Annotated in this window: 13 protein-coding genes and 1 pseudogene; 5 read left to right on the top strand and 9 right to left on the bottom strand. The window is 72.9% G+C overall.

Annotation, left to right across the window (positions count from 1 at the left end; all coding sequences use genetic code 11):
- Positions 1-20: 20 nt before the first annotated feature.
- The 4 genes from pcaG to ACFV9D_RS33125 are packed head-to-tail and all read right to left on the bottom strand — an operon-like array spanning position 21 to position 2814.
- Positions 21-587 carry a protocatechuate 3,4-dioxygenase subunit alpha gene (gene pcaG / locus ACFV9D_RS33110; protein ID WP_385154619.1) on the bottom strand — a complete coding sequence of 189 codons (567 nt, stop codon included), beginning with the start codon at positions 585-587 and terminating at the stop codon, positions 21-23.
- Positions 588-593: 6 nt separating this feature from the next.
- Complete coding sequence (gene pcaH, locus ACFV9D_RS33115; RefSeq protein ID WP_385154622.1) at positions 594-1364, bottom strand: protocatechuate 3,4-dioxygenase subunit beta; 771 nt, start codon at positions 1362-1364, stop codon at positions 594-596.
- A 50-nt stretch (positions 1365-1414) separates the two neighbouring features.
- The gene (locus ACFV9D_RS33120) at positions 1415-2065 is read right to left on the bottom strand and encodes a CoA transferase subunit B (RefSeq protein ID WP_385154625.1); all 651 of its coding nucleotides are present in this window, start codon (positions 2063-2065) and stop codon (positions 1415-1417) included.
- On the bottom strand, positions 2062-2814 hold the full coding sequence (locus ACFV9D_RS33125) for a CoA transferase subunit A (RefSeq protein WP_385154628.1): 753 nt from the start codon (positions 2812-2814) through the stop codon (positions 2062-2064). The genes ACFV9D_RS33120 and ACFV9D_RS33125 overlap by 4 nt, the downstream gene beginning before the upstream one ends.
- A gap of 163 nt (positions 2815-2977) precedes the next feature.
- Here ACFV9D_RS33125 and ACFV9D_RS33130 point away from each other — a divergent pair, with 163 nt between their 5' ends.
- Complete coding sequence (locus tag ACFV9D_RS33130; protein ID WP_385154631.1) at positions 2978-3439, top strand: MarR family winged helix-turn-helix transcriptional regulator; 462 nt, start codon at positions 2978-2980, stop codon at positions 3437-3439.
- 14 nt (positions 3440-3453) lie between these two features.
- Here ACFV9D_RS33130 and ACFV9D_RS33135 read toward each other — a convergent pair whose 3' ends face one another.
- Positions 3454-5250: an IclR family transcriptional regulator C-terminal domain-containing protein gene (locus ACFV9D_RS33135; RefSeq protein ID WP_385154634.1), complete on the bottom strand. Its 1797-nt coding sequence runs from the start codon at positions 5248-5250 to the stop codon at positions 3454-3456.
- Between the two features lie 155 nt (positions 5251-5405).
- Between ACFV9D_RS33135 and ACFV9D_RS33140 the strand changes: the two genes are divergently transcribed.
- The 3 genes and pseudogenes from ACFV9D_RS33140 to ACFV9D_RS33150 form a co-directional block, all read left to right on the top strand.
- Positions 5406-6584, top strand: a complete 1179-nt coding sequence (locus ACFV9D_RS33140) for a 4-hydroxybenzoate 3-monooxygenase (RefSeq protein WP_385154637.1) — start codon at positions 5406-5408, stop codon at positions 6582-6584.
- Between the two features lie 207 nt (positions 6585-6791).
- Positions 6792-7223 carry a protein-tyrosine phosphatase family protein gene (locus tag ACFV9D_RS33145; RefSeq protein WP_385154640.1) on the top strand — a complete coding sequence of 144 codons (432 nt, stop codon included), beginning with the start codon at positions 6792-6794 and terminating at the stop codon, positions 7221-7223.
- A gap of 100 nt (positions 7224-7323) precedes the next feature.
- Positions 7324-7812 (top strand): annotated as a pseudogene (locus ACFV9D_RS33150) (transposase); the annotation flags it as partial.
- On the opposite strand, the gene ACFV9D_RS33155 reads toward ACFV9D_RS33150, so the two are convergent.
- The 3 genes from ACFV9D_RS33155 to ACFV9D_RS33165 all read right to left on the bottom strand — a co-directional run bounded on the left by ACFV9D_RS33155 (position 7809) and on the right by ACFV9D_RS33165 (position 10927).
- A complete protein-coding gene (locus ACFV9D_RS33155; RefSeq protein ID WP_385154643.1) occupies positions 7809-8258 on the bottom strand; it encodes an SRPBCC family protein in 450 nt (149 codons plus the stop codon). The pseudogene ACFV9D_RS33150 and the gene ACFV9D_RS33155 sit on opposite strands and share 4 nt — an antisense overlap.
- Positions 8259-8622: 364 nt before the next feature.
- Positions 8623-9555, bottom strand: coding sequence for a glucose-6-phosphate dehydrogenase assembly protein OpcA (opcA, locus tag ACFV9D_RS33160; RefSeq protein WP_385154646.1), 933 nt, complete (start codon positions 9553-9555; stop codon positions 8623-8625).
- Positions 9556-9715: 160 nt separating this feature from the next.
- Positions 9716-10927 (bottom strand): MFS transporter, encoded by a 1212-nt coding sequence (locus ACFV9D_RS33165; RefSeq protein ID WP_385154706.1) that lies wholly within the window; start codon positions 10925-10927, stop codon positions 9716-9718.
- A gap of 105 nt (positions 10928-11032) precedes the next feature.
- Between ACFV9D_RS33165 and ACFV9D_RS33170 the strand changes: the two genes are divergently transcribed.
- A complete protein-coding gene (locus ACFV9D_RS33170; RefSeq protein WP_385154649.1) occupies positions 11033-11887 on the top strand; it encodes an AraC family transcriptional regulator in 855 nt (284 codons plus the stop codon).
- Here ACFV9D_RS33170 and ACFV9D_RS33175 read toward each other — a convergent pair.
- Positions 11827-12654 (bottom strand): alpha/beta fold hydrolase, encoded by an 828-nt coding sequence (locus ACFV9D_RS33175; RefSeq protein WP_385154652.1) that lies wholly within the window; start codon positions 12652-12654, stop codon positions 11827-11829. The two genes, ACFV9D_RS33170 and ACFV9D_RS33175, sit on opposite strands and share 61 nt — an antisense overlap.
- Positions 12655-12701: the final 47 nt, after the last annotated feature.

Here is a 12701-nt window from a genome sequence, read left to right on the forward strand (position 1 = left end):
GTCGGGACCGGGATCGGGTGTCACGTGAACTCCAGGAAGACCGTCTCGCCCTCGCCCTGAAGGCGGATGTCGAAGCGGTACGTGCGGGGCGCGCCGTCCTCGTCGGGCCGGGCCACCAGCGTGGCCCGGCGCGCGGCCGGGAGCGAGTCGAGCAGCGGGTCGGCGCCGTCGCGCAGATACGCCCGGGTGAAGAGGTGGTGCAGCAGTCCGCGGGCGAAGACGCAGACGCTGATGTACGGCAGCCGCGCGTTGCCGGGTGGCAGGGTGTGGAGGGCGTAGTGGCCGTCGGCGTCCGTGGCGACCCGGCCGAAGCCGGTGAAGTCCGTGCCGTTGCGGCCGAGGTGGCCGCCTGTCACGGGGTCGCGCCGCAGCGAGCCCGGGGCGCCGGTCAGCGAGCCGTCGGGGGCGGCCTGCCAGAAGTCGAGGATCGCGTCGGGGACGGGGGCGCCCTCGCCGTCGTACACGTGGCCGTGCAGGACGATCCGGTCCGGGTGGCCGTGCGGCGCGATCCGGTCCCCTTCGGGGAAGGGCAGGGCGTACCCGTAGAACGGGCCGACGGTGTGGGACGGGGTCGGGAGAAGCGTCATGTCGGGTCAGCGCCCTTCTTCGATCCAGGTGGCGGAGGGGCCGTCGAGGACGATGTCCCAGGCGTAGCCGAGCGAGAACTCGGGCTGCGACAGCGCGTGGTCATAGGTGGCGACGAGCCGCTCGCGGGCGGCCCCGTCGGTGACCGAGCGCAGGATCGGGTCGTAGGCGAAGAGCGGGTCGCCGGGGAAGTACATCTGCGTCACGAGCCGCTGGGTGAACGCCGTGCCGAAGACCGAGAAGTGGATGTGGGCGGGGCGCCACGCGTTGGTGTGGTTGCGCCACGGGTAGGCGCCCGGCTTGATCGTCGTGAAGGTGTAGCGGCCCTCGTCGTCGGTGAGGGTGCGGCCGACGCCGGTGAAGTTCGGGTCGAGCGGGGCCGGGTGCTGGTCGCGCAGATGGGCGTACCGGCCGGAGGCGTTGGCCTGCCACAGCTCGATCAGCTGACCGCGTACGGGGCGTCCGGCCCGGTCGAGGAGGCGTCCGGAGACGGTGATCCGCTCGCCGAGGGGCTCGCCCGGGTGCTGCCGGGTGAGGTCGTTGTCGATCTCGGTGATGTCGGTCGGCCCGAAGACGGGGCCGGAGAGTTCCACCGTCTCGGGGTCGCCGCCGTTGACGGCCACGAGCGGCTGGTGGGGGTGGCGGAGCAGGGAGCTCCGGTACGGCGCGTAGTCGCGGGCCGGGTGGTTGCGGGGTGTGGCGCCGGCCGCCAGGTCCTTGTCGTACGCGTTCTGGAGGTCGTCGATCTCGGCGTCGATGTCCGACTGGGTGAGGGCCATGGGGGTTCCCGGGGTGTGTGTCTGGACGTGTCGGGGCGGGTCGGGGCGCGTCAGCGGATGGGGGCGTCGGCGGCGCTGCGGACCTTCGCTGCCGTCCTGGCGAGGACCTCGGCGGGGTCGACGCCGGGCGCGGTCTCGACGAGGACGAGTCCGTCCTCGGTGACGTCCAGGACGCCGAGGTCGGTGACGATCCGGTCGACGCAGCCACGGCCGGTCAGCGGGAGGGTGCACTCCTCCACGATCTTCGGAGTGCCGTCCTTGGCGGTGTGGGTCATCACGACGATGACGGTCCGGGCGCCGTGCACGAGGTCCATCGCCCCGCCGATTCCGGTGATCAGCTTGCCGGGCACGGCCCAGTTGGCGAGGTCGCCGCGCGCCGAGACCTGCATGGCCCCGAGGACGGCGACGTCGATGTGGCCGCCGCGGATCATCCCGAACGAGAGCGCGGAGTCGAAGTACGAGGCCCCGGGCAGGACGGTGACCGTCTCCTTGCCCGCGTTGATCAGATCGGGGTCGACCTCGTCCTCGGCCGGGAAGGGGCCGGTGCCCAGGATGCCGTTCTCCGACTCCAGCACCACCTCCACGCCCTCGGGCAGGTGGTTGGGGATCAGGGTCGGCAGTCCGATGCCGAGGTTGACGTACTGACCGTCCTTCAGCTCGCGCGCGGCGCGGGCGGCCATCTGCTCACGGGTCCAGCTCATCGCGTGGTCCTCTTCTCTATCCGCTTGTCCGCCGCCTGTCCGGGCGTCAGGGCCACCACCCGCTGGACGAAGACGCCGGGCAGATGCACCGCGTCGGGATCGAGCTCGCCCGGTTCGACCAGCTCCTCGACCTCGGCGATCGTCACCTTCCCCGCCATCGCGGCGAGGGGGTTGAAGTTCCGTGCCGACTTGTTGAAGACGAGATTCCCGTGGCGGTCGCCGCGGGCGGCGCGGACGAGCGCGAAGTCCGTGCGGATGCCGTGCTCCAGCACGTACTCGACCCCGTCGAACTCCCGTACCTCCTTGGGCGGCGAGGCGAGCGCGACCCCGCCGTCGCCGTCGTAGCGCCAGGGCAGGCCGCCCTCGGCGACCTGGGTGCCCACGCCGGCGGGGGTGTAGAAGGCGGGTATGCCGCAGCCGCCGGCCCGCAGCCGCTCCGCGAGCGTGCCCTGCGGGATCAGTTCGACCTCCAGCTCGCCGGCGAGGTACTGGCGCGCGAACTCCTTGTTCGACCCGATGTACGAGCCCGTCACCCGGGCGATCCGCCCGGCGGACAGCAGCACGGCCAGACCGGAGTCCAGCGCGCCGCAGTTGTTCGAGACGACGCGCAGGCCGCCGACACCGCGGCCGTACACCGCGTCGATCAGCACGTTCGGCACCCCGCTGAGACCGAAGCCGCCCACGGCGAGCGACGCTCCGTCCCCGACGTCGGCCACCGCCTCGGCGGCGGTGGCGACCACCTTGTCCATACGAGAAGCCTCCGAATTAATCAGTGCACTGAGTATTTGACAATGCCGCCATGCTGGCACCGGTCCTGGCGACCGTCAATACCCACCTGAAGACCCGCCCAGAGGGGCAGCCGGCGGACGCGTATCGTTCAGTACACCGACGAAATCAACCGGAGGGCAGACGATGGCCGCGGTGGACCTGACCACCCATCCCGGGCACCTGGCCCGGCGGCTCCAGCAGGCGCACCACCTGCTGTGGACCACGATGGTCTCGGAGGAGATCACCTCCCCGCAGTTCGGCGTCCTGAACGCCCTGACGGCCGAGCCCGGCCTCGACCAGCGGACCGTGGGCGAGCGCGTGGGCCTGGACCGCTCCACCATCGCCGAGGTCGTCAGCCGGCTCACCCGCCGCGGGCTGCTCGACAAGGTGCGCGACCCCGAGGACGGCCGCCGCTTCCTGCTGCGGCTGACCGAGGACGGGGAGCGCACGCACCGCAAACTGACCGTGCGGACGGCACGGATGAACCAGGTGTTCCTCGCCCCGCTCTCCGCCGAGGAGCAGACGCAGTTCATGAGCCTGCTGCTGCGGGTGTCGGACGCGGCGGAGCAACTCCGCACCCCGGCGGAGCCGCTCGCCTCGGCGTGAGGCGGGACCGGGGGTCAGACCTCCGGGACGCGGGCGAACCGCCCCGCCGTGCGGAGGTCGTCCTCGATCCGGGCGACCGCGGCGCGCAGCTCCGGCAGGACGGCCTCGACGCACTCCTCGACGCTGCGACGGCTGCTGTGCATGGCCACGTTGACGGCGGCCACGACCACGCCCGCGCGATCGCGCACCGGTACGGCGATCGAGCGGAGCCCCTGCTCCAGCTCCTCGTCGACGAGGGCGTACCCCTGCTCCCGCACCCGCTCCAGGATCGCGGCGAGCTCCGCGCGGGAGGTGACCGTGGACGGAGTGAGGGCCTCCGGCTCGATGGACTCCAGCCACGCGGCGCGCGCCTCGGGCGGCAGGTCAGCGAGCATCACCCGGCCCAGGGAGGTGGCGTGGGCGGGAAAGCGGGTGCCGACGGTGATGTGGACGCTCATGACGCGGCGGGTGGCGACCCGGGCGGTGTAGCGGACGTCGGCGCCGGCGAGCACCGCGAGGGAGGCCGAGTCGTGGACGCGGCGGGACAGTTCGGCCAGATGCGGCGCCGCGATCTGCGGGAGCGGCATGCGCGAGAGATGGGGGAAGCCGAGCGCGAGGACCCGGGGCGTGAGCCGGAACAGCCGCCCGTCGGCGCTGACGTAGCCGAGGTGCTCCAGGGTGATCAGGGCGCGCCGGGCGGTGGCCCTGGCGAGCCCGGTGGCCTCGGCGACGGCGGTCAGGGGCAGCGCGGACCGGCCCTCGCCGAAGGCGGTGAGCACGGTGAGCCCTCGGGCGAGGGACTCGATGAACCCGCGGCCGAGTTCCTGCTTCGAGGCATGGGTCCAATCGGCGAGACCGACGACCGCGCCGGCCGCGCCGCCGGGCGTGTGGGGCCCGTGGGGCCCGTGGGGCGCGTGGGGCGTGCTCGCGCCCTGCGGCGCGTGGGGCGCCGGGTCGTGCGCCCCGGGTGCGGCCGCCCCGCGCGCGTGTCGCTCCGCCAGCTGCTCCCAGTCTGCGATCGCGGCACGCAGGCGCGGCAGCATGGCCTCGCGCAGTGAGTCGGCGGTGTGGCGGCTCGTGTGGCTGACCACGCTCGCCACGCACACCACGACGCCCGTCGCGTCCCGTACGGGCAGGGCCAGGGCGACCAGGCCGGGCTCGATCAGCTGGTCGTCGAGCGCCCAGCCCCGCTCCCCCGCCCGCGCCGCCGAGGCGGCGAACTCCTCCTCGTCCGGCCCGCCGCCGGGCGGTACGGCGGGGAAGCCGGCGCTCCGGGGGTCCGCGGCCCGACGGGCGCGCCAGCGCTCCCACTCCGTCCCCGTCCAGTCCGCGGCGAACAGCACCCCCGGGGCGGTACGTTCGGCGGGCAGCAGGTCGCCGATGCGGAAGCTGAGGGACATGGCGCGCCGTCGGGTGGCCTGATGGACGAAGCGGATGCCGTCGCCGTCGGCGACCGCGAGGGAGACCGACTCGTCGAGCTCGTCGGCGAGCGCGTCGGCGCGGGGGCCGAGGAGGCCGGGCAGCCCGAGGGCGGCCAGATAGGCGTTGCCGAGTTCCATCAGGTGGGGGGCGAGGAAGACGTCACGGCCGTCGAGGCGTACGTATCCCATGCGCGCGAGCGTGCCGGTCACCCGGTCCACGGTGGAGCGGGCCAGACCGGTGGTGCGCTCCAGCTCGCTGAGGCTGAGCGCCCCGTCGGCGTCGGTGAGCCGGCGCAGCACGGCCAGGCCGCGCATCAGCGGGGCGACGGCTTCCTGCGGCACGCCCCGCTCGCGCGGCGCGTCCGATGCGTCCGGTGCGTCCGGCGCCTCGGCGGTTTCGGTCGGTGGCATGGGCTCTCCCTGACGGATCTTGGGGACACCGTAGTGAATGACGACGGAGGGGGCCCGGTATGTCCACGCAGGGGCGTTGACAGCCGAACGCCGCGGGCGCAGACTCAGCCCATTCTAGAGTGAAGTTTATTTCACTATACGAACACGGAGAGCTCATGCACACCACCGTCGGGATCATCGGCGGCGGCCCCTCCGGGCTGCTGCTCGCCCGTCTGCTGCACAACGCCGGTGTCGACTGCGTGGTCCTGGAATCCCGCGACCGCGCGTATGTCGAGCAGCGCCAGCGCGCCGGAATCCTCGAACAGGCCACCGTCGACGCCCTGCGCGCCGCCGGGGCCGGGTCGCGACTGGACGCCGAGGGCCTGGCCCACGACGGCATCGAGCTGCGCTTCGAGGGGCGCGCCCACCGGGTCGACTTCCCCTCGCTCACCGACGGCCGCCGGGTCTGGGTCTACGCGCAGACCGAGGTCGTGAAGGACCTGATCGCCCTTCGACTGGCCGACGGCGGGCCTCTGCTGTTCGGCGCCGAGGTGCGGGCGGTGGAGGGCGTCGACACGGACCGTCCGTCGATCCGCTACACCCACAAGGGCCGCGAGCAGACCCTGACCTGCGACTACGTCATCGGCTGCGACGGCTTCCACGGGGTCGCGCGCACGGCGGTCCCGGAGGCGGAGCGCACGACGTACGAGCGGACGTATCCGTACTCCTGGCTCGGCATCCTCGCCGAAGCCCCGCCCGTGTACGACGAGTTGATCTACGCCCACTCCGAGCGCGGCTTCGCCCTCGCCAGCATGCGCTCGCCCGCCGTGAGCCGGCTCTACCTCCAGGTGCCGAACGGCACCGACCCGACGGACTGGTCCGACCAGCGGATCTGGGACGAGCTGGACGCCCGGTTCGCGGTCGCCGCGGAGCCCGGCTGGCGGCTCGAGCGCGGCCCGGTCATACAGAAGTCGGTGCTGCCGATGCGCAGTTCGGTGACGGAGCCGATGCGGTACGGTCGGCTGCTGCTCGCCGGCGACGCGGCCCACATCGTCCCGCCGACCGGCGCGAAGGGGCTCAACCTCGCCGCCGCCGACGTGATCGTCCTGGCGCGTGCGCTCGCCCATCGGTACGCCACGGGCTCCACGGAGCTGATCGACGCGTACTCCGACACCTGCCTGCGCCGGGTGTGGCGCGCCGAGCACTTCTCGTACTTCATGACGACGACGCTGCACACCGATCCCGGGCAGTCGTCCTTCGACACCCGGCTCCAGCTCTCCCAACTCGAACGGATCGCGACCTCGCCTCATGCCGCGGCCGAACTGGCGCAGAACTACGCCGGGTTGCCGCTCTGAGACGCGAGACGCGGCCGCGAGGGCCGGCTCGCTGGGGAAGATTCCGGCGGACCGGCCCTCGCTCGTTCGGCGTGGTCTGCCAGTCAAGCGGCCGGTGCCGAAGAGCGTGATGTCCCCGGCGAGCGCGCAGAGGCCGGAGCCCACGGAGAAGAGCAGAGTGTCAATGAGTTCGGGCCGCCGGGTCGAGCGGCGCGTTACGGTGAACACGTGAGCGAGTTGTGGAAGCCGACCTACGCCGGTGTGCTGAGTCTGCCCTCCGGGCGCGCGGTGCGGGGGCGCGGGCTCCGGCACCCCTTGCCGCCGGGACCGGCGCCCGACTTCGCGGTCCATCTGCTCGGCAAGCGCCCGCCGGCGGTCTCCTGGGAGTCGCGCTGGCTGCGCTGGCCGGACTTCCGCCTGCCGACCGACCCCGCGGAGGCCCGGGACGTCCTCGCCGAGGCCTGGTCGCGGGCGCGGTCAGAGCGCGTCGAGATCGCGTGCGGGGGTGGCATCGGCCGGACGGGTACGGCCTTGGCCTGCCTCGCCGTCCTCGACGGCGTCCCGGCCGACGGAGCGGTGGAGTTCGTCCGCCGGGGGTACCACCCGCGCGCGGTCGAGACCCCCTGGCAGAAGCGCTACGTACGGCGGTTCGCCGCGTAGCGGGCTCCGGTTGGCGACGTCGGCACGTACAAGTTCACGCGGTTCCGGCGGTGACGTTCCCGGCTCGAACAGCCGCCCCGCCGGAGATCACGATCTACGGACGGCGTCGGTCGACTCCACGATCAGCCGACCCCACCAGCACGCCGCCGGCGCCCGCAAAAAGGGGCGGCGACGGGGGACGAACTGGAAGTTCCGCCCCGTGCGACGGCCGGCCAGGCGCTCGGCCGGTCTCGCGGCGGGCTGACCACCAAAGTCCATCTCGCCTGCGACGGCCGTGGCCTGCCCCCCACGCGCGATCCGCCAGTCCCTGCGGCGCAGGGGCATCCGGGCGGTCATCCCGGAACGGGCCGACCAGAAAGCCAACCGTGTGCAGCGCGGACAGACCGGCGGCAGGCCGCCGGCCTTCGACCGCGAGCTCTACAAGGCCCGCAACGTGGTCGAGCGCTGCTTCAACCGTCTTAAGCAGTTCCGCGCGATCGCCACCCGCTTCGACAGACTCGCCACCCGCTACAAGGCCGGTGTCCACCTTGCCTCACTGATCCTCCGGCTCCGCGAACCCACCCAAGATCGTTTGTCAGACAGGCCCTAGGGCGCGCCCGCCTCAAGCAGTTCCTTGACGTGCGCCTCGTCCCGCGGAATCTCCTTGCGGACAAGTGGCTTGACGACGAGCGGGACGAGGACCTTGCCGATGCCGTGCGGCTCGAGGTCGAGGGACAACGTCAGCCGGGACCGCTCGCCGTCGTCGAGCGGCTCGATCGTGCCCTGGAGGTCACTGCGGACCGGGCCGTCGACGCCGTGGAAGTGCCAGCTGCGCGGCGGGTCGAACTCCGTGACCTCCATGGTCATGGGGACCTCCAGGCGCCCGATCCGCCGCTGCACCTGGAAGCGAGAGCCGACGCCGAGCGGCCCTTCACTCAGGGTGCGTACCGCTGCGGCGCTCTCCTCCCACTCCGCGATGTGCTTCGGGTCCGTCATGTATGTGAAGACTTCGTCGGGGCGACGGGAGATGTCGATGCTTTCTTCGATGCGAGACATTACGCCCCCTTCGGGTAGCCTCTAGGACAAAATGATCCCATGGGGTGGGGTGGGCGACCATAGGCCGCCGCGGCCCGGCGATCCGCCTGCGGCACCACACCAGAGCCTGGCCCTGCCGGCCTTGATCGACGATCTTTCATCGAATCCCAGCCCGGGAACGATCACCGTGCTAGGCAGCCGTGATCATTCTCAGCGCCAGCGGCTGTACCAGTCCCAAGGCCGGGCCAGGACTCCGGGCCCACGCCTGATCCCAGTCCCGCGCCGGCGCCCATCGGGGAGTCGGGGAGCTCAAGGCCGGAGTCCACCTCGCCTCACTCATCCTCCGGCTCCGCGAACCCGCCCAAAATCATGTGCCAGACAGGCCCTACGGCTGCGCGGGGGCCTGAGGTGCCTGGGTGCGCAGGGCAGAGGCGTAGATCTCGTCGGGGTCGAGGCGGCGCAGCTCCTCCGCGATCAGCTCGGCGGTCGTGCGGACCTTCAGGGCGAGGACGCGGCTGGGCTGGCCGGGAATCGACAGGCGGGCGACCGGGCCCTCCGGGCGGTCGATGCGGATCTCGCCGTCGGGGGTGCCGAGGCGGACGGCGGTGACGACCGGGCCCTCGCTGACGACCCGTTCGACCGGGACCCGCAGCCGGTCCTCGAACCAGCGGGCCAGCAGTTCGGCGCTCGGGTTGTCGGGCTCGCTCTCCACCGCGGCCGAGACGACGGTCGCCTTCGCCTGGTCCAGCGCGGCTGCCAGCATCGAGCGCCAGGGGGTGAGGCGGGTCCAGGCGAGGTCCGTGTCGCCGGGGGCGTACGAGGCCGCGCGTACCTCGAGCGCGGCGAGGGGGTCCTCGACGGCGTACGCGTCGGTGATCCGGCGCTGGGCGAGCGAGCCGAGCGGGTCCGTGGACGGCACAGCGGGGGCCTCGGCCGGCCACCAGACGACGACGGGCGCGTCCGGGAGCAGCAGCGGCAGGACCACGGAGTCGGCACGGGCGCCGAGTTCACCGTGCAGCCGCAGCAGAACGGTCTCGCCCGAACCCGCGTCGCTGCCGACGCGGACCTCCGCGTCCAGGCGCGCCTCGTGACGTCCCCGGGGCGAGCGGGCGTGGCGCTTGATGACGACGAGCGTGCGGGAGGGGTGTTCGCGGGAGGCGTCGCCGGCGGCCTTCAGCGCGTCGTAGGCGTTCTCCTCGTCCGTGACGATCACGAGCGTGAGCACCATGCCGACGGCGGGTGTGCCGACGGCCCGGCGGCCCTCGACGATCGCCTTGTTGATCTTGCTGGATGTGGTGTCCGTGAGATCGATCTTCATGCCGGGCGCCCGTTCCTTCCGTCGCGTGCGATCGCTGTAAAGGTAAGCGCCCGAGGGGCCGAAGATCTTCCCTTGTGCCCGCGCGGGCGGGTCGCCCTCTCCCCCGCCCGCGCGGACCGCCTCGTGCGCAACCGCTCAGCCGGGCCGGACCGGTACGAACTCACGCGGTTCGACGCGCCGGTCGACGACCTCCGGGGTTGGTCGCGGGTGGGGCGGACAGGGTGGGTACCTCGGGCTCGCGAAGGGTGCGCAGGAGCAGCCAGCCGAGGGCGGGCAGGGCGATCAGCGGCGCGAGGGCGGTCTGCAGGGACGTGGCGTCGGCGACGGCTCCGACGACCGGGCTCGCAAGGCCGCCGATGCTGACGGTCAGGCCCAGCGTGACGCCCCCGGCGGTGCCGACGCGCCGGGGCAGGTAGTCCTGACCGAGCGTCACGTGCAGCGAGAAGGGTACGTACAGGCCGGCCGAGGTGAGCGCGACGAACAGGAAGAGGAGCGGGCCCGGGACCAGGACGACGCCGGCCACGGCAAGGACGGTCAGCGCGTAGGACCACCGCACGACCGTGACGCGCTGGTGGCGAGTGGCCAGCTTGCCGCCGACGACCGTGCCGACCGCGCCGCCCAGGTAGAGCACGAACAGGGCCGCCGTGCCGGAGACTTCGCCTCCGCCCGCGCGCTGGGGCGCGTACAGCGAGAGGAACGTGCTCAGGCCGACGAAGACGATCGAGCGGCACACGACGGCGCCCGAAAGCCGAGCGAAGGACGCCCAGTCGTCGCTGCTCGCGGTCTCGGTCCTGCTCGCCGTCTCGGTCACGTCGGCGGCCTCGCGGACTCCCGACGCCGTGCGCTCGCTCGGCGCCCTGAGAGCCCGTAGCGCGGCGGCGCACAGGGCCGCGCCCGCGAGGGCGGGGACGACCAGCAGCGGCGTGGCGCCCAGGCCGCCGGTGGCGATCACGGCGGCGACCAGCAACGGGGCGGTGGCGAAACCGAGGTTGCCGCCGAGGGAGAACCAGCCCATGGCCGTGTGACTGCCGCGGCTCGCCAGGCGCGCCACGCGGGCCGCCTCGGGGTGGTACGCGGCGACGCCGATCCCGGACACGGCGACGACGGCCAGGGTGAGCGCGTACGAGCCGCCGACACCGCTCAGGGCGACACCGACGCCGCCCAGCAGCGCGCTCGCGGGCAGCAGCCACGGCATGGGCCACTTGTCGGTGAGCGCCCCGAACAGCGGCTGCACGACCGACGACAGCAGCGAGGCGGCCAGGACGAGACCGGAAGCGGCGGCGTAGGTGTACGCCCGCTCGGAGACGAAGAACGGCACCAGGGCGGCGACCGCTCCCTGGTAGACGTCCACGCAGGCGTGTCCCAGGGACATCAGCGTGAGGGGTCGAGTGCTGTGGCGCGGGGTGGTCCGATTCGTCGACACCGTTCGATCGTGGCAATGCGCCAACGTGTCGCGCTTTCGATAATCTGCCGACTTGTGTCGAACATCCGCCAGTCACTCCGCGGCGACAGCAGGGAGCCCGTCCAGCGCGGCAGCCGGGAGCCCGTCCGCCATACCCCGCAGGCCCCGACCCGCACCCAGGTCCTGGCCGCCGGGGATCGCATCGACGCCCACCGCCACGACGACCACCAGATCGTCTACGCGGGCTCGGGCGTCCTGGCCGTCACCACCGACGCCGGCACCTGGTTCGCCCCCGGGACACGCGCGATCTGGGTCCCGGCGGGGACCGTTCACGCGCACCGCGCCCACGGCCATCTGGACCTGCACCTGATCGGCCTGCCCGCCGACGACAACCCGCTCGGCCTGGACGCCCCCACCGTCCTCGCCGTCAGCCCGCTCCTGCGCGAGCTGATCCTCGCCTACACGCGCGCCCCCGACGACAGCAGCCCCGAACGCCGCCGGCTGCTGGCTGCCCTACGGGACCAGTTGCGGGCCTCGCCCCAGCAGCCGCTGCGGTTGCCCACACCCTCCGATCCCCGGCTCGCGGCCGTGTGCGCGATCCTGCGCGACGACCCGGCCGACTCCCGGACCCTGGCCGAGCTCGGCGCCGCGACCGGAGCCGGCGAACGCACCCTCAGCAGGCTCTTCCGCTCCGAACTCGGCATGACGTTCCCTCAGTGGCGCACCCAGGCGCGCCTGTACCACGCGCTGCGCATGCTGGCCGACGACGTGCCGGTCACCACGGTCGCGCACCGCTGCGGCTGGTCGTCCACCAGCGCGTTCATCGAGGTGTTCCGCCGCGCCTTCGGGTACACGCCGGGCGCGCACCGTCACCGCAGGAAGGCCGAAGCGGTCGCGACGAATCGTCCGGGGTCGTCGACCCACGGGTAGTGGCCGGCCCCGGACTGCACGACGAGTGAGGCGTCGGGGAACAGTCCGGCGAACTCGGCCGTCGACGCGGGCGGACTGTTGACGTCGAACTCCCCCGCGAGCAGCAGGACGGGGGCGCGGAACGCGGCGAGCGCCGCACGGGTGGCCGGCGGGTCGAAGGCGCCGTCGGCGCCGAAGCCGGCGACGGCCTCCGCGTTGTCCGGCCGACCCGCCGTGTGGTGCTGCCGCGCCGCGTCGTCCCAACGGCCCCAGAAAAAGGGGGCGATGGCGTCCCAGTCGCTGCCCGTGCCCTCGGTGATCGCTTCCAGGGCGGCGAACGCCGCGGGGAACCACGGTTCGTCGCCGCGCCTCCGCGCTGCCTCGCGCCGCATCTCCGCGGTGACCGTGATGCCGACGGCCGCGGTTCCGGGGGTGATCAGGGCGAGTCTGTCGACGCGCTCCGGGTACCGGGCCACGTACCGCACGGCGAGGTTCGCGCTGCCGGAGTGGCCGAGCAGGTCCATGCGCGGCAGTCCGAGGTGCTCGCGCAGCGCCTCGACGTCGTCGACGAGGCGGTCGCAGCGGTAGGTGGAGGCGTCCGCGGGGATCGCGGACCGGCCGGTCCCGCGCGGGTCCGGGAGGATCAGGCGGCGGTGGGCGGACAGCCCGCCGAGGTTGCCGAGGTAGCGGGCGTCCGTGGGGCCTCCGGGGAGGCAGACGAGGGGGTCGCCGGTGCCCTCCGTGCGGTAGGCGAGGCGGGTTCCGTCGGTCGCGAGGAAGGTGGGCATGACGGGGATCCTGCCACTCATAACCAGGTTGTACAACTCAGTTATGA

The organism is Streptomyces sp. NPDC059875 (assembly GCF_042731085.1).
GTDB lineage: Bacteria > Actinomycetota > Actinomycetes > Streptomycetales > Streptomycetaceae > Streptomyces.